We start from the raw sequence: 15,050 nt of genomic DNA, 5'->3' as shown, positions 1-15,050 counted from the left end.
CCACCCCCGCAAGAGGAGACAGCCATCTTCACCACCTACCGCCCCGGCCTCGCCGCCGGTCGTGACGCCCACGTCCTGCACCGCGCCGCTACGCCGGAGTTCTCCGGCTGGCTGGAGCACACCCGCCCCGCCGGCGGCTGTGCTCGCCCGATCCGCCTCACCGGCACCATCGCCGCTGTCGACCGGAACCGGCCGCATCACCGGCCAACTGCACACCGACGAGCTGCCGGACCGCACGCTCTACAAGGCGTGCGGTAACCGCCGCGAATCGGTGTGCCCGGACTGCGCCTGGGTCTACCAGGGCGACGCCTACCAAGTCGTCTGTCGCGGCCTGACCGGCGGCAAGGGCATCCCCGCCTCGGTCGCCCGGCACCCGGTCGTCTTCGCCACCTTCACCGCCCCGCCCTTCGGCCCGGTCCACCACCGGCACGTCGCCCGCCACACCTGCCGCACCCGGCAGCGCTGCGACTGCCGACCCGCACCGTGCCACGCCCGCAGCAACGCCAGAGCCTGCCCGCACGGGCAGCCCGTAGCGTGCTTCGCCCGCCACGCCGCCGACGATCCGCGGCTCGGGCAGCCGTTGTGCCTCGACTGCTACGACCACGCCCACCAGGTCGTCTGGAACCACTTCTTCGGCGAGCTGTGGCGACGCACCAAGCAGGCCGCCGAACGCCACGTCGGCGCAACGTGCCGTCGACGCGGCATCCCGAAGGTCGGCATTGTCACCGCCTCCGGCAAGGTCCGCTCGGTGCCGCCCGTGCGGGTGTCCCACGGCAAGGTCGCCGAAATGCAACGCCGGGGAGCGGTGCACTTCCACGTCCTGCTGCGCCTGGACGGCGTTGACCCCGACGACCCGGACGCCCTCGTACCGCCGCCGGCCGGCATCACCGTCGACGACCTGAAGGCCGCCGTCCACGCCGCCGCCCGGCAGATCACCGTCACCACACCCCCGCACCCCGACCAGCCGCAAGGCTGGCTGGTCACCTGGGGCGAGCAGGTCGACGTCCGACGCATCAACACCGTTGGCGGCGAGCTGACTGACGGCAAGGTAGCCGCCTACCTCGCCAAGTACGCCACCAAGGCCACCGAAGCCACCGGCCACTCCTCCACCCGACTCACCACCGCCACGATCGACGACTACGCCGACCCCGGAGGCGACCACGTCGCCCGCCTCATCGACGCCTGCTGGCACCTCGGCCGCCCCACCCACACCGATGTGACCGGCGGCGCCGCAACCGGCGACCACTGTCAAGCCAGCCTTGACACCAAACCGAACGCTTACACCGGACTGCGGCGCTGAGCGCACATGCTCGGATTCGGCGGCCACTTCCTCACCAAGGCCCGCCGCTACTCCGTCACCTTCGGCCAGCTCCGCGCCACCCGCGCCACCTACCGCCGCGAAGAGGACGACGAACCGGCCGACACGATCAGCGTCGGCACTCTGACCTACATCGGGTCCGGCTGGCTCACCGAAGGCGACGCCCTGCTCGCCAACACCGTCGCCCGGCAGCGACGCGAGAGCAGACGCATCGGACGGGAAGAACTCGCCCACGAAACCTGGCTCATCGGAGCCGCCGCATGACCAGAGATCTCACCCCGCGCTGGTACTCCCCCGCCGAGGTCGCCGTCCTGCTCGGCTTCGGCATCTCCAAGGTCAAGATGAAGATCGCCACCGGCGAGCTGCGCTCCGTCAAGGACGGCAAGTACCGCCGCATCCTCCCCGAATGGGTCGACGACTACATCCGCGAGCAGGTCGAACGCAGGAGGCCGCCTGATGCCCGGACGCGCCCGTGCCAACGGCGAAGGGTCTATCTTCCCGTACCGCAACGGCTTCGCCGCGTACGTCTGGGTCACCAAGCCCGACGGCCGGCGCACCCGCAAGTACGTCTACGGCAAGACCCGCGAGGCCGTCCACGACAAGTGGATCAGGCTGCACCAGCAGGCGAAGCAGGGGCCGGTGGCGACCAGCGTCCCCACGGTTGGCAGCTTCCTCACCTACTGGCTCACCGAGATCATCCAGCCGAACCGGGCACCGTTGACCTACGCCACGTACGAGACGTTCGTTCGCCGCTACATCGCCCCCGGCCTCGGCGCGAAGCGGCTCGACCGGCTCCAGTCACGCGACGTGCAGACCTGGATCAACCAGGTCGCCCGGACCTGCCAGTGCTGCGCCCAGGGCAAGGACGCCGCCCGCCCGAAGCACAAGCGCCGCTGCTGCGCGGTCGGCCGCTGCTGCCAAGCGATCCCGTCGACCCGAACGGTCAGCGACATCCGGGCCGCGCTGCGGGCCGCCCTCACCCACGCCCAGGCCGAAGACCTCATCACCAAGAACCCCGCCATCGCGGTCACCATGGCCACGGTCCGCCGGCGGCGGGGCAAGTCGTGGTCCAGCGACGAGGCGCGCAAGTTCCTCGAATCGGCCCGCGCCGACGAGGACCCGCTCTACGCCGCCACGCCCTGGTCCTCGTCACCGGCCTCCGCAAGGGCGAAGCCCTCGGGCTGACGTGGGAGGACGTCGACCTCGACGCCGGAGAGCTGACCATCGGCCGCCAGCTCTAACGCGTGCGCGGGCAGCTCCTGCACCGCGACACCAAGACCCAGGCATCCGACGCCACCCTCCCCCTGCCCGACATCTGCCTGACCGCGTTCAAGCTCAGACAGCAACAGCACGACGAGGCAGAAGCAGCCGCCGGCAAGGCATGGCACGAAACCGGACTCGTCTTCACCACCCGCTACGGCACACCCATCGAGCCGCGCAACTTTCAACGGTCGTGGCAGACGAGGTGCGAGAAGGCAGGCGTCACGCCGATCACCGTGCACGACGCAAGAAGGACCTGCGCCACGCTCCTGGCCGACCTCGACGTTCACCCCAGAGTCGCCATGCAGGTGCTGAGGCACGCCCGCTTCGCGGTAACGATGGAGATCTACGCGCAGGTGACATCGACAAAGACGAGAGAAGCGCTCAAGCGCCTCGGCGACTCCCTGAGCCGCTGACGAGAACTGCTGTACAAAGCTGCTGTACCCAAGCAGAAAGGCCACCTCCCGAAGCCGGGAAGTGGCCTTTGACCTGCGTGGGCGATACTGGGATCGAACCAGTGACCTCTTCGGTGTGAAGCAGGACGCCGCACCGACTCTGACCTGCAAAAACGCGAAGCCGCAGGCAGGGGTGGGTGTAGTTGGATGCGGTCAGTTGCCGTTCGGTGCGGTTCAGAGCCGTTCAACGCATCATGTTGCTCCCAACCTGCTCCCCCCGATCAGGGGCTCGCGACCGGGCTGCGGCCTCCAGGCTGCGTCGGACCGTCCCGCACGTCGTTCGTCAGACACCTTGGCCGCTTGCCCAAGCGTCCTAGCTGACGCCGCCGCCCGGTTGGCGATCGGTGGGTTCAGTTGCTCCCGTTCTGCTCCCACGGCCGGCTCGTCAAACCGACAAGCTCAGGCATGCCGCGCCTTATCAGCGACATGACAGTGAGCCGAGACGCGCCACGTCGATCAACCAGTATGTCCACGCGGGTAACCTGTTCCGGATGAGCCTTGACTTCGCGGTGGTCCTGCGTGGTCTCGTGGCAAACCGTCGTCCCACTCCACAAGCGATGAGCCGTGCCTCTGGCCGAGCCGAATCGACGATCCGGCAACTTCTGAGTGGCGCCATCCCGCCGAATCTGGAAGTGCTCCAGGACATCGCGCCTGCGATGCAACTGCCGGTAGCTGACCTCCTCGTGATCGCGGGGCTGCCGGTCGACGATGTTCCCCGGAGGGAAGGATCTTCCGAAGCGACCCAGGAGATCGGCAGCCTGGTAGCTGTCGCCAGCTGGCTTCCACCGGATCAGGTCCGACAGCTGGTCACGCTTGCGAGGGAGCTCAGATCAGGCAGTCATGATCACGATGATGCTCGACAGCCGTGACGCAGAGGTGACCGATCCGCGTCCCGATCCGCGGCATGAGCGTGCACGCCAGGCGACTCGATCGGCGGCAGGTATCGCAGGCAAATACCTTGGCGGGTCGCGGCGGACCGGGGAAGATCGACCGTGAGGTGACCCACGTGCGGACGCGACTGCGGCAGATGCGAATCGGTGCACGGACCTTCGTGTGGCGTGCGGAGATCCGGCACGTGCAGGGCAGCGGTGATTGCCACCGGTGCATTCGGCTGCGGGTGTGGGGCGCTGGGAAGACGAGCCAGGCACTCCAGGCGGATCTGCTATCGGTCGCCTGGCCAGCGCCATGGGGGGCATGCGCCACCGACGGCGCCTATCCGACGCCGGCCGACGTACGAACCGTCATCAGCCACGCACTGGAGCACGGATGGCAGCCCGAGTGGCGCGGCGGAACGTTCGTGCTGTCCGAGCACGAGCACGCGGCCGGGTTCACCCTGCCCGATTTCCTTCTGACCGATCGGCTACGGACTCCCGAGAGCGCCGATCCCACGGTCCGAGTGATCCGCGCCTACGAGCTTAGTCATCGAGCATGACGGTCTTCCGCTCATCGGCATGAGCGGATGTCGCCGGTCCGCGAAGCGGCGTCTCCGGTGCTGATGCTTTCGGGCGCGCCGAGGTGATCATGTCGAGGAAGCCCTGCTGAGCGGCTTGCGGGTGGGATTCGGGTCTCAGGAAGCGGTATCCATATCGACGCCACCACGACGCCACCCAGAGCAGTACATCGGTGCGGCCTGGCCGCGTGATTATCGTCGGCAGGCCTCCGTCGACAGCCGCCACCAACCAGGCGGAGAGCAGCGAGCGCTGAACACTTCGGCGTTCTCTGGGAGGTCACGCCGGCCGCTCGCCCATATCACCGCAGGTCAGAGCTCTCGGCTCTGCCCAGTGCCGGTGAGCACTTCGGGCGGGGTGACCACTTCGCCAACCTGCACCCGTTCTGCTCCCACTTGCAAAACCAAGCCATCCTGCGGCTCCTTACCGCCGTGACCTGCGCATACTCCCCCACCAGGGGACATAGAGTGTCGTCGACTGGTGCGCGAAACCGTGGAGCACTCCGGTGTGAAGCGGGACGCCGCACGGAGCCTGACCTGCGGGAACGAGAACGTGCAGGTCGGGGTGGGTGCAGTTGGATGCCGTTGAAGGCCGTTGAACACTGCTCAACGCCGTTCAGTGCACCCGTCTGCTCCCATCCCGCTCCCCCAGTTCCCGGTTCGGTCAGGATCCCTTGGAAGGTTCCCGAGACGATGTCATGCGGCGTAAGGGGAACTTTGACCAGGATTGTCCCCGGCTTGACCGGCATGGGGAGCCCCGAGAACCACTCACGGGCATACCACGGGGCATCGATCCCAAGGACGGCCGTGGACCCCGTTGACGGTCCGCCGACTTCGAGTTCTAGGACGGACGGCTGCCCGTGGCGCAGGATGAGCGGGCCTGCCGTCACCCATGCGAGCGTCCACGGCGGATTGCGCTTGATCGTTACCGGCTGTGGCGATGCTGTCGAAGTAAGGAATCCAACAGTGGTGCAGCTGGTCTCGAACCAGACATCGTGGGTGAAGGCGATCGTCTGATCGGCATTGACGCCGGGCAGCTGCAGCGTCAGAGTCGGATTGACCGAGCATACCAGCTGACTACAGCCTGTTACCACGACGAGGGCGGAGCGCCCGGATCGCGGCATATCAGGATGGGTCCCGTCGAGTGCGTTCCGGCCGCGGTATTCCACGACGAGGGCGCGTTATGCCAGCACCGGCGGCGGCCTGTTCGTCGAGGTCGCCTTTCCGGAAGTGCCGGACGAGTCGTCGGCCGCTCCGCCGGTCATTTGCTGCGCATCGGCGTTCCACACTCATTACAGGTGTTCACCGCTTGACACGCACCCGGCACTCATGCATCCTCATTCCACTAGCAAACTAGTGAAACGGAATTATGGGTGATCGACTTCCACGTCGACGCGCGCTCGGGTATGGCGCCGTACCTGCAGATCGTCAGGCAGGTACGCCAAGCGCTGCTGCTGGGGCTGCTCACCGAGGGCGACAAGCTGCCCACAGTCAAGGAGGTGGTCGCCAAGGTAGCGATCAATCCGAACACCGTGAGCAAGGCGTACCGCGAACTCGAACACCTCGGCCTGGCCGCGGGAAAGCCGGGCGTGGGCACCTTCATCACCCAATCGCTCGGCCACGCGTCGCTCACCGAACACGGTCCGCTGCAGCAGGAGCTGCGCGCCTGGATGGACAAGGCCCGCGCTGCGGGCCTGACCGAGCCGGGGATCGAGGCGATGTTCCAGAACACCCTGCGTGAGAGCGCCGAAGAGGAGAAATGAACGCGATCCTGCAAGCCCACGCGCTGAGCAAGAGATACGGCCAGCGCCAGGCGCTGGTCGACTGCACCCTTGAGCTCCCGCCGGGGCACGTCGTCGGCCTGGTCGGGCCCAACGGCGCGGGCAAGACCACCCTGCTGAAAATCGCCTGCGGCATGCTCGCGCCGACCACGGGGCGGATCGAGGTGCTGGGCGAACAACCCAACGGCGCAGCCGTGCAACTGGCCCGGGTCGGGTACGTCGCCCAGGGCACCCCCACCTACGCGAGCCTGTCCGTCGCCGACCACCTGAAGTTCGGCGCCAAGATGAACCCGGCCTGGGATGCCAAGCTCGCACAGGCCCGCATCGAGCAGCTCGGCCTCAACCCGAAGCAGAAGGCCGGCAAGCTCTCCGGCGGGCAACGCGCCCAGCTCGCCCTGACCGTCGCGGTCGCCAAGCGACCCGAGCTGCTCATCCTCGACGAGCCGGTCGCCAGCCTCGACCCGCTGGCCCGCCGCGACTTCCTGCGGCACCTGATGGAGTCGGTCGCCGAGCACGACACCAGCGTTATCCTCTCATCCCACCTGGTCTCCGACCTCGAACGCGTCTGCGACTACCTGGTCGTGCTGGTCTCCTCCCATGTACGGCTCGCCGGCGAAACCGACGATCTGCTTGCACAGCACCACCGGATCGTGTGCACGCGGCGCCAGGAATCCGACCTTCCCGTGGGGTTGAAGGTCATCTCGGCGGAGCACACCGACCGGCAGTCCACGTTCGTCGTGCGAAGCGAAAGCGAACTGCCCGCCGGGGACTGGTCCGCCGAACGCCTCGAACTGGAGGACCTCGTGCTGACCTACCTGGAGTGGCCCGTCGACCACGGCGCCGGTAGCGCCGGTACCCCGATGCAACCGACGGGAGAAGCGCAATGATCTGGCTGACCTGGCGGCAGTTCCGTGCCCAGGCCCTCACCGGCCTGGCCCTGCTCGCCGCCGCGGCGATCGTGTTCCTGGTCACCGGGTTGCGGATGCACCAGAGTTACACTGCGGCCCTGGCCGCGTGCGCCCCGCTGCACGCCTGCGACGGAGCAACCCCCGCGGCGCGGGCGTTGGGTGCCCAGCTCAGCCAGTTGCCGCGAAGCTATGAGCCCATGTTGATGCTCCTGCAACTCCTCGTGATCGCCGTACCGGCGGTGATCGGCATCTTCTGGGGCGCGCCGCTGATCGGCCGTGAACTGGAAACCGGCACGCACCAAATCGCCTGGAACCAAACCGTGACGCGCACCCGGTGGCTCGCGGTCAAACTCACCGTCGTCGGCGTCACCGCGATCGCCACCGCCGCGATCCTCAGTTGGCTGCTGACCTGGTGGGCCGGGCCGCTGGACTACCTCAACGGTGACCGGTGGGCGGCGATGACCTTCGCCTCACGCAACATCGTCCCGCTCGGCTACGCCGCGTTCACCTTCGCCCTGGGTACCACGCTGGGACTGCTGGTGCGCCGCACTCTGCCGGCCATGGCTATCACCCTCGCCGTGTTCATCGCCATCCAGATTCTCGTACCCGCCCTTATCCGACCCCACCTGTTGCCCTCGACCACGACCACCTTCCCGATCAACCAGGCCAGCACGAGCCAGTTCCACGACTTTCGGGGCACACAGACAGAATTCCACTTCGACCTGCCAGTACCGCGGGGCGCGTGGCTAACGTCCCAGCCGCCCGTGAAGAACTCGGCCGGCCAGGTGGTCCGCATCGAGAGTTACCCCGAATGCTTCCCAGATAGCCAGGGCGAAGCCCCAGACCTGAGCCAGATCGGTGCCTGCCTCGCCAAGGACAACCTCCACCAGACAGTCACCTACCACCCCGCGAGCCACTACTGGCTCCTGCAGTGGATGGAAACCGGGATCTTCCTCGTGCTCGCCGGGGCGCTGGCCGGTACCTGCTTCTGGTGGATCCGGCGCCGACAGAACTAACCGTTTGCCCCGTTACCTTTTTGATCGTCCCCAGCCGGGGACCCTCGGTCGCCCCGGCCGCCCGCCAGGCATCGCGACGTCGCAGGGGTGCCGCCCGACAGACGTCAAGAAGGCGAAGCCCGTGGGCGTCACCCGCCTCGCTGCGGCCGAAGGGACTCGAATCCCTAACCCCCTGATCCGTAGTTGGTGAGCCCGGCACGGGCAGAGCAGAACCTGGCATCTGACGCAGAGTTGTCGGAGGGGCCTGCGAGCATCGTGTAGTGATCGCTGACGAGCCCTGGCTGGACAAGCCAGCCGCCGAATTGAAAGCGGCACGGACACAGCTCGGGCATTGGGAGACACATCTGCGTGCTCTAGCGTCGGAAGCCGCCGCCAATAAAGCCGCTGGTCAGTGGCGAACCGGCCCTCGCACCATGCTGGCGGTTCTCGGCATGCACGAGCTTGAGCGCAAGCTCGTCACCTGCATCGCCGCTTCTTCAGGCGGGTGCCGGGACGTGCTGCCGCGTTGCCTTGTTGGGCGAGGCGTTGACGACGAACGCCCTCATGCGCGACACATCCCGCGCACGGCCCTTGGCGTTCCCGCCTCCCCACGCACGCGGGGTGCTCCGCCGTTCGAGCTGCTGTGACCGGCAACCCGCACGTCCTCCTCACGCACGTGGCGGCACTCCGGCGAGCTGTCGGGACTGCAGTCGCTGCGGATCGCAGGATGTGTGTCCAAGTTGGTCGGGATTGAGTTCACCGATCGATCGATCCGAGCGAGCGGACGCCGACGAACCCCGGCCGAGGGCCGTAGGGGATGCCGGGCAACCATAGGGCGGGAGCGCCATGCTCCCAATCTGCTCCCAGTTTAAGGGGCAACAGCAGCTAAGCCCGCTACCGGGAGTTCCGGTAGCGGGCTTCTGACCTGCATACATCCAAGGTGGGCGATACTGGGATCGAACCAGTGACCTCTTCGGTGTGAATGAATGCCGGGCCGGGCCGTTGACCTGCCGAGACGTGCTGTGACCTGCTCCGACGGCTCAACGGATGTAGGCCGTTGTAGGCGCTTTCAACATGCCATATCAAGATCGTGACTCATGGCTGACTCACGAGCCGGCCGTCCGCGCGCGCTTGATCGCCGACCGCGCCCGCTCGAACCGGGCCTCCCCCGCGTGCAGGTACCTCTGCGCCGACCGCAGGTCCTCGTGGCCCATCAGCGCCATGATCTCGTGCACCGGCACGCCCTCGTTGGCCAGCCGCGTACCGAAACCGTGCCGCAGATCGTGCGGTGTCGGCTGAGGATCCGGCAATCCGGCGCCGGCGACCGCGGCGCGGTAGGCGTGACCCTTCACCATCGGCCGCTCCGGCAGCCCGTGCAGCGCCGACGACCACACCCGCCGGTGCCAGTTCGAGTAGCGCAGCGCGTCGCCCTTCTCGCTGGTGAACGTCAGCCGCGTCGGCCCTCCCTTCGGGAACACCCCGGTCACCTCCTTCGCGGCCAGCTTCGCGGCAGCCATCCGCTTCACCAGGTGCTCCCCGTAGGTCACGGTCCGGTTTCCGGCGGTGCTCTTCGCGTACGGCCGGCAGGTGCCGTCGCGTTCCATCGCCCACGCGATGTGGATGCGGTGCTTGCGGGTGTCGATCATCTCCGGCGGGATCGCCGCGGCTTCCTCCCACCGCATGCCGGTGTCGGCGATCAGTTCCACGAACAACCCGGCGTCGACGCGGTCGGGGAACATCCGGTTCAGCGCGTCGACGAGCTGCTTCTCCTCAGCCGGATCGAGGATGCGGTCGACGTGGGCGTTGCGCTTAGGCTTCTTCACCCCGCGCGCCGGGTTGTCGCGGATCAGCTTGCCCTCGACGGCCAGGTCCAGGACGGCGCGGAGCACTCCGACGGCGCCCTCGATGGTGGCCGCGCCAACCGGCTGCTTGCAGCCGCGGCAGGTGTCGCGCTTGCGGCAGCTGGCGGTGTGGCTGCTCTCCATCTCGACGACCCATGCGGTGACGTCGGGCTTGAGGATGTTCCCGACGGGCACGCCCTCCCAACGGGGCGCGACGTGCACTCGCCAGTGGGAGGCGTCGCGCCGGCGGCTGGCCTGCTCCAGGCGGCGGCTCTTCGTGCCCCACTGCTCCCAGCACTCCCCCACCGTCTTCTTCCCGGCGCGGGGGTCGATCCAGTCGCCCTTGCGGATGTCGGCTTCGAGGTCGGCGGCCCACGTGGTGATGGCGCCCTTGAGGCGGTGGGTCTCGGTGACCCGGTCAGGGTCGTGGCCCTTGGGCAGCCTGACGGTGGCCGCCCACAGTCCGGAGGGCAGCTGGCGGATCCAGGCCACGGGCTACGCCCCTCGCGCCTGGTCGATCCACCACTTCACCTCGTCGACTTCGCGCTGACGCATCTCCTGAAGGCGCTCGATCATCCGCTGCTTGGTGCGCGGTGACACGTTGGCCTTGAGGATCTCCTGGAGGGCGGGGTCGTCGGTGGCAGACAGGTCGGGTGCAGGTGTGGCGTCGACCTCGGTCGCGGCGTAGAGACCGACGCGTACGAGCAGGACGCTCGGCTTGATGTTCAGCGCTCGGCCGACCGCGCGAATGCTCTCCTCAGAGACGTCTGTCTGCTTGGTGAGCCATCTGCGGACGGTCTTGTACTTGACGCCGACCATCTCGGCGAACCGGGTGGTGTTGCCGCCGGCGTGGTCGGTGATGGCCTGAGCGATGAAGTCGGCCCACGCCTGTCGGTCGACGGTTCGCTCTGCCACGCCGCCAGAGTAGCGGACATTGAAGTCCGATCGTAGGGGGCGCTCCCGGCGAGGACGCAGGCAGATCGGGGGGCGTGGGCTGGGCGGATGGGTCCGCCCACGTGCGGTGCTGCGGGTGCGCGCTTCCTCGGCTATCGCGTGTCGCCGGTCGCGCCGTGCCTTCGCGGTGGACATGCATGTCAGATTAAAGGACACCGATGTCCACCCGCAATGCCCTGCAAGAAACCCGATCCCGGACCTTGCTATGACTCACATGTCCTAGTAGCTTGTCCCTCATGAGTACGGACATCCATGACACAGCAAGGCCGGACACGGCTGGGATACGTCTGGACGTCGCGCGCCACACGGAGCTGTTCGCCGCCATCGGCTGTGACTCCCTGGGGAAGATCGCGGCCGAGACCGGCGTGACCGAACGGACCGTCCGCCGCGCCCGGCAGGGCATCATCGGCGAGGTCTTCATCGCGCAGACGATCGCCGCGTTGCAGCGCAACGCCGACGCCCTCGCTGCGGCCGATCTCAAGCCGCCGACTCTCGACGAGCTGTTCACCGTCGTTACGAAGGCGGCGGTCTGATCATGGAACCCCTGCTGACGGTTCTCGAAGTCGCCGACCTGTGGCGCGTCGACAAGCAGACGGTGTACCGGGCGATCTGGGCCGGCGACCTGCCGTTCGTTGACATGGCCAAGCCGGGCGCGCGGAAGGCCCGCATCCGGGTCCGCCAGTCGGCGGCCGAGGCGTACGTGGCCAAGCGGGACCAGGCGGTGGCGGCATGAGCGGCCCCGGCCCGCACACTCCCCCGCCGCCGTCCGGCCCGGGCCGGCTCGCGGTCGTCGCCCTCCTGGCGGTCACCGCGGCGGTCGGCCTGGTCGTCGGGATCGGCTTCGCGTTCGCGGCGGTGACGGCATGAAGACGACGCAGTACGTCCGACAGCTCAAGGCCATCGAGGCCGCGGACAACAACCTCATCCGCGAGTGGTGGCTGTGGGGCCTGCGTCTGCTCCGCGACCCGGAGAGCATCTCCCCGAGCGGCGCCTCGCTTCGGCACGGCGTGGCCGAGCGGCTCATTGCCGCCGCCGGCAAGGACGCGAAGGGCCGGCCGCGGCTGAGCGTGCAGAAGATCCAGCGGGCTCTGCGGTGTGCCCGCGCCTACCCGACCGAGTCTCAAATCCGTCGCGCGGCGACGGATTTCGACGGCTGGTACGACCTCGTTGACGCCGGCTTCCCGCCCTATGAAGCCGAAGAGGGCGAGCCGCCTGCGGATCACCGCAATGACGCGGAACGGCAGCGGGACCGCGCCCGGGCGTTGGCTGAACTCGCAGGCGACCAGGGCGCGCTGTTCGCGCTGTCGGACTTCGAGCCGCTCACCACCACGCTCAAGGAGCTGACCGCGTACGCCGCCGAGATGGCGGAGCTGACGGAGCGGTTCGCCGCCCGTGACCGCAAGCGCCAGGCGTACCTCTCCGCACTGATCGAGGCGGCGGGCGGTGACCTGTCGATGACGTGGCAGGACGCCCACGACCGCCTCGCTGATTCTCCGGCTGATTCGCCGGAGCCCGGGTCGGCTGCGTCGACGTCGCCGGCCCGGGCCAGGAGCTACCGGCCTGCCGGGATCCCCGCCCCGGCGATCGCTACGACCGGCGGGCCGGTCTGAACGCCGGGTGGCCGGCCGCGACGTAGGGCTCCGGCCGGTCACCCGGACAGCAAGAACGCGGGCCGCCCCGGACCGGGCGACCCGCGCGAGTACCGACCCACTCATCCGCTCAAGAACGGAGCAGGTCGATGACCACAGACCCTACCAACCGCAGGGCCGTCGAGAAGCTGACGCCCGGCGACCACATCTCCGACGCCCTCGGCATCCACCGCGTCGAGCACACGTTCGGCTACCGCAACGGCGACGGCCGGGACTCGGTCGCGGTTACCCTCCAGCCCCTCGGTCGGGGGCCCCTCGGTCCGGGCGAGCCGTGGGTGGCCCGCCACGTCGAGGGCTACGAGCTGCGCCTGGCGGACGAGGGCGAGATCGCGGAGTTCCGGGACGTGCAGATGCGCCGGCAGCTCCGCGAGGACCTGGTGGCCCTGATCGACCTGTTCGACCGGGCCGCGCCGCAGCTGTCGGTCTACGGCAGGGACATCAGCTTCAAGGTCGCTGACGGCGAGGTGGACCGGCTTGCCGACCACTTCGGTGTGGTCACCGCGCAGTTCGGTACCACGGAGAACCGGGTCGTGACGTGGACGGCCCCGGGTGACGAGGACGTGGCGCCGCGCCTGGCGGTGCGGTTCTGGGGCATGCCGGCGGAGCCGCCGACGGCCGCGCGGGACTACCCGGACTACGGGCGGGTGCACGACGTCGACCAGGCCCACGCCGAGGCGATCCTGGCCGACCAGCTGGCCGACGCGCGGGCGCTCGCCGCCACCGAACCGCTGACGGTCGACGCCGCGATCGCCGCCGCCGAGGCCCTGGAGCCGAAGGACACCGGCCGCACCGCCGAGTGCGGCTGCCACATCTTCCAGGACCCGCTGAAGGACGACCCGGAGGTCATCCACGACACGGCCTGCCATGACTGGTGGTTCACGTTCGGCTCCGGGCAGAAGTACGACGGCCGGTACGTCGTCATCGCCGGCACGTACGAGTCGGCGCGGGCCGAGATGCTGCGGGTGTTCGGCAACCGGTGGTGCGACCAGTACCCGACGGTGGAGCGCGCCGGCGTGTACGACTTCGACCTGATCGAGCTGCCGAAGGCGATGTGGCCGGAGCCGGCCGCCGACGCGCAGGCCGGGGAGTGATCGCCGTGCAGCCTCTCGACGACGCCGCCCGCGCCTGGGTCGACCTCCAGAAAGCACTCATGCACCGCCACACCGCCAAGGCCGTCGACGCGTCCAACGAGTGGAACCAGCTGAACGCCGAGCTGATGGCCAAGTTCCGTGCCGAAGGCCGCACGGATCTGGAGATCGCCCGGGTGAAGGGCGCGAACCTGGCGCTGAACGACCTGTACGGGGCGTACCAGTTCCACGCGGCGAAGGCGTCGATGCACGCGGCGGTGTTGCAGGCCGAGCTGGCGGCGCGGCAGCTGCTCGCCGACGAGGGCTCCCCGGCCGGTCACGCTTCCGACACCCGTCGAGAGCGCACTCCCCGTTCCGGCCGGCCGGGGTTCGAGCAGGGCGCGGCGGGCGCGGGGGTGCCCGCCGCGCCCGGGCGGGAGCGTGTCCGGTGACGGCCGTCGACGTCCTGGCCGCGTTGACCGTCCGCGACTGGATCGTCCTCGCCGGCATCTTCCTCGTGGCCGGCGGCGTCGGCGCCCTCGTCTGGTACTGGGCCGTGCCCGCCCGGCCGGCCGCACCTCAGCCTGACCCGCCGGCGGCCGCCACCTTCGACGAGCACACCGCCACCGCGGCCGCGCTCCTCACCCCCGACGACCCGCTGCTCGACGACGACGCCGTACGCATCGCCGACGCAGTCGCCCGGGCCGTCGACCAGTACGCCTCCTACCTGATCGCCAAGCGGACCGGCATGGCCCCGGACGTGCTACATCGCCTCGGCGAGGCGATGTACGCGGACCTGGCCGTGTCGCTGACCGGCCCGCAGTTGGCCCGCGCCGTGCTGATCGGCCTGCACCAGCACGCCGACGAGCGGGCTCGCCACCTGATCGACCAGTTCCGCAATCTCCCTACTGCCGCGAAGGAATCGCTGTGATCTGCAAGGACGTGACTAACCAGGCCGAGCTGGACGCCGCCCTGGCCGACGACACCACCTGTGTGCACATCAAGTCGGACCGGGGCGTGTGGCTGCGGCTGGCCGACACCGGCGGTAAGCGCGTCGAGGCGTCCGGCTCGGCCACCGTCGAGGCGTCCGGCTCGGCCACCGTCCAGGCGTACGGCTCGGCCACCGTCCAGGCGTCCGGCTCGGCCACCGTCCAGGCGTCCGGCTCGGCCACCGTCCAGGCGTCCGGCTCGGCCACCGTCCAGGCGTACGGCTCGGCCACCGTCCAGGCGTACGGCTCGGCCACCGTCCAGGCGTACGGCTCGGCCACCGTCCAGGCGTCCGGCTCGGCCACCGTCCAGGCGTCCGGCTCGGCCACCGTCCAGGCGTCCGGCTCGGCCACCGTCCAGGCGTCCGGCTCGGCCACCGTCCAGGCGT

Annotated in this window: 15 protein-coding genes and 4 pseudogenes; 17 read left to right on the top strand and 2 right to left on the bottom strand. The window is 68.9% G+C overall.

Annotated elements, in window-relative coordinates; genetic code table 11:
- Positions 1 to 24 precede the first annotated feature (24 nt).
- From D7223_RS16490 to D7223_RS32515, 9 genes and pseudogenes are all read left to right on the top strand, one after another.
- Positions 25 to 1,582, top strand: a pseudogene (locus D7223_RS16490) (replication initiator).
- Positions 1,579 to 1,764: pseudogene (locus D7223_RS16485) on the top strand (excisionase family DNA-binding protein); the annotation flags it as partial. The pseudogenes D7223_RS16490 and D7223_RS16485, both read left to right, overlap by 4 nt.
- A 10-nt stretch (positions 1,765 to 1,774) precedes the next feature.
- Positions 1,775 to 2,994, top strand: a pseudogene (locus D7223_RS34130) (tyrosine-type recombinase/integrase).
- A 530-nt stretch (positions 2,995 to 3,524) separates the two neighbouring features.
- Positions 3,525 to 3,902, top strand: coding sequence for a helix-turn-helix domain-containing protein (locus D7223_RS32520; protein WP_147252567.1), 378 nt, complete (start codon positions 3,525 to 3,527; stop codon positions 3,900 to 3,902).
- Positions 3,903 to 3,937: 35 nt separating this feature from the next.
- Positions 3,938 to 4,465: an integrase gene (locus tag D7223_RS16475; RefSeq protein ID WP_238162059.1), complete on the top strand. Its 528-nt coding sequence runs from the start codon at positions 3,938 to 3,940 to the stop codon at positions 4,463 to 4,465.
- A gap of 1,388 nt (positions 4,466 to 5,853) precedes the next feature.
- Entirely contained in the window at positions 5,854 to 6,243 is a 390-nt protein-coding gene (locus D7223_RS16470) for a GntR family transcriptional regulator (protein WP_120729302.1), read from the top strand.
- Positions 6,240 to 7,148 carry an ABC transporter ATP-binding protein gene (locus D7223_RS16465; RefSeq protein ID WP_120729301.1) on the top strand — a complete coding sequence of 303 codons (909 nt, stop codon included), beginning with the start codon at positions 6,240 to 6,242 and terminating at the stop codon, positions 7,146 to 7,148. The genes D7223_RS16470 and D7223_RS16465 overlap by 4 nt, the downstream gene beginning before the upstream one ends.
- A complete protein-coding gene (locus D7223_RS16460) occupies positions 7,145 to 8,185 on the top strand; it encodes an ABC-2 transporter permease (RefSeq protein ID WP_120729300.1) in 1,041 nt (346 codons plus the stop codon). The genes D7223_RS16465 and D7223_RS16460 overlap by 4 nt, the downstream gene beginning before the upstream one ends.
- Positions 8,186 to 8,445: 260 nt before the next feature.
- Complete coding sequence (locus D7223_RS32515) at positions 8,446 to 8,811, top strand: hypothetical protein (RefSeq protein ID WP_147252568.1); 366 nt, start codon at positions 8,446 to 8,448, stop codon at positions 8,809 to 8,811.
- Between the two features lie 459 nt (positions 8,812 to 9,270).
- On the opposite strand, the gene D7223_RS16455 is transcribed toward D7223_RS32515, so the two are convergent.
- Both D7223_RS16455 and D7223_RS16450 read right to left on the bottom strand, forming a co-directional pair.
- Complete coding sequence (locus D7223_RS16455; RefSeq protein WP_120729299.1) at positions 9,271 to 10,497, bottom strand: tyrosine-type recombinase/integrase; 1,227 nt, start codon at positions 10,495 to 10,497, stop codon at positions 9,271 to 9,273.
- A gap of 3 nt (positions 10,498 to 10,500) precedes the next feature.
- Positions 10,501 to 10,920: a hypothetical protein gene (locus D7223_RS16450; RefSeq protein WP_120729298.1), complete on the bottom strand. Its 420-nt coding sequence runs from the start codon at positions 10,918 to 10,920 to the stop codon at positions 10,501 to 10,503.
- Between the two features lie 275 nt (positions 10,921 to 11,195).
- Between D7223_RS16450 and D7223_RS16445 the strand changes: the two genes are divergently transcribed.
- The 8 genes and pseudogenes from D7223_RS16445 to D7223_RS33590 all read left to right on the top strand — a co-directional run.
- The gene (locus tag D7223_RS16445; protein WP_120729297.1) at positions 11,196 to 11,492 is read left to right on the top strand and encodes a hypothetical protein; all 297 of its coding nucleotides are present in this window, start codon (positions 11,196 to 11,198) and stop codon (positions 11,490 to 11,492) included.
- Between the two features lie 2 nt (positions 11,493 to 11,494).
- Positions 11,495 to 11,692, top strand: coding sequence for a helix-turn-helix domain-containing protein (locus tag D7223_RS16440; protein ID WP_120729296.1), 198 nt, complete (start codon positions 11,495 to 11,497; stop codon positions 11,690 to 11,692).
- A complete protein-coding gene (locus tag D7223_RS32810; RefSeq protein WP_158610897.1) occupies positions 11,689 to 11,826 on the top strand; it encodes a hypothetical protein in 138 nt (45 codons plus the stop codon). The genes D7223_RS16440 and D7223_RS32810 overlap by 4 nt, the downstream gene beginning before the upstream one ends.
- Positions 11,823 to 12,569, top strand: a complete 747-nt coding sequence (locus tag D7223_RS16435) for a hypothetical protein (RefSeq protein ID WP_120729295.1) — start codon at positions 11,823 to 11,825, stop codon at positions 12,567 to 12,569. The genes D7223_RS32810 and D7223_RS16435 overlap by 4 nt, the downstream gene beginning before the upstream one ends.
- Before the next feature lie 128 nt (positions 12,570 to 12,697).
- A complete protein-coding gene (locus D7223_RS16430) occupies positions 12,698 to 13,699 on the top strand; it encodes a hypothetical protein (RefSeq protein ID WP_120729294.1) in 1,002 nt (333 codons plus the stop codon).
- Between the two features lie 5 nt (positions 13,700 to 13,704).
- Positions 13,705 to 14,127, top strand: a complete 423-nt coding sequence (locus D7223_RS16425) for a hypothetical protein (RefSeq protein WP_147252569.1) — start codon at positions 13,705 to 13,707, stop codon at positions 14,125 to 14,127.
- Complete coding sequence (locus tag D7223_RS16420; protein ID WP_120729292.1) at positions 14,124 to 14,606, top strand: hypothetical protein; 483 nt, start codon at positions 14,124 to 14,126, stop codon at positions 14,604 to 14,606. The genes D7223_RS16425 and D7223_RS16420 overlap by 4 nt, the downstream gene beginning before the upstream one ends.
- An 11-nt stretch (positions 14,607 to 14,617) precedes the next feature.
- Positions 14,618 to 15,050: pseudogene (locus D7223_RS33590) on the top strand (hypothetical protein); the annotation flags it as partial.

The organism is Micromonospora endolithica, from assembly GCF_003626595.1.
GTDB lineage: Bacteria > Actinomycetota > Actinomycetes > Mycobacteriales > Micromonosporaceae > Micromonospora > Micromonospora endolithica.
The sequence above is the reverse complement of the archived record's forward strand: the minus strand, read 5'-3'. Positions and strand labels throughout refer to the sequence as shown.

Coding starts and splice junctions, on each gene's coding strand:
- D7223_RS32520 (WP_147252567.1), top strand. CDS start 3,525: ATGAGCCTTGACTTCGCGGTGGTCCTGCGTGGTCTCGTGGCAAACCGT.
- D7223_RS16475 (WP_238162059.1), top strand. CDS start 3,938: ATGAGCGTGCACGCCAGGCGACTCGATCGGCGGCAGGTATCGCAGGCA.
- D7223_RS16465 (WP_120729301.1), top strand. CDS start 6,240: ATGAACGCGATCCTGCAAGCCCACGCGCTGAGCAAGAGATACGGCCAG.
- D7223_RS16460 (WP_120729300.1), top strand. CDS start 7,145: ATGATCTGGCTGACCTGGCGGCAGTTCCGTGCCCAGGCCCTCACCGGC.
- D7223_RS16445 (WP_120729297.1), top strand. CDS start 11,196: ATGAGTACGGACATCCATGACACAGCAAGGCCGGACACGGCTGGGATA.
- D7223_RS16440 (WP_120729296.1), top strand. CDS start 11,495: ATGGAACCCCTGCTGACGGTTCTCGAAGTCGCCGACCTGTGGCGCGTC.
- D7223_RS32810 (WP_158610897.1), top strand. CDS start 11,689: ATGAGCGGCCCCGGCCCGCACACTCCCCCGCCGCCGTCCGGCCCGGGC.
- D7223_RS16435 (WP_120729295.1), top strand. CDS start 11,823: ATGAAGACGACGCAGTACGTCCGACAGCTCAAGGCCATCGAGGCCGCG.
- D7223_RS16430 (WP_120729294.1), top strand. CDS start 12,698: ATGACCACAGACCCTACCAACCGCAGGGCCGTCGAGAAGCTGACGCCC.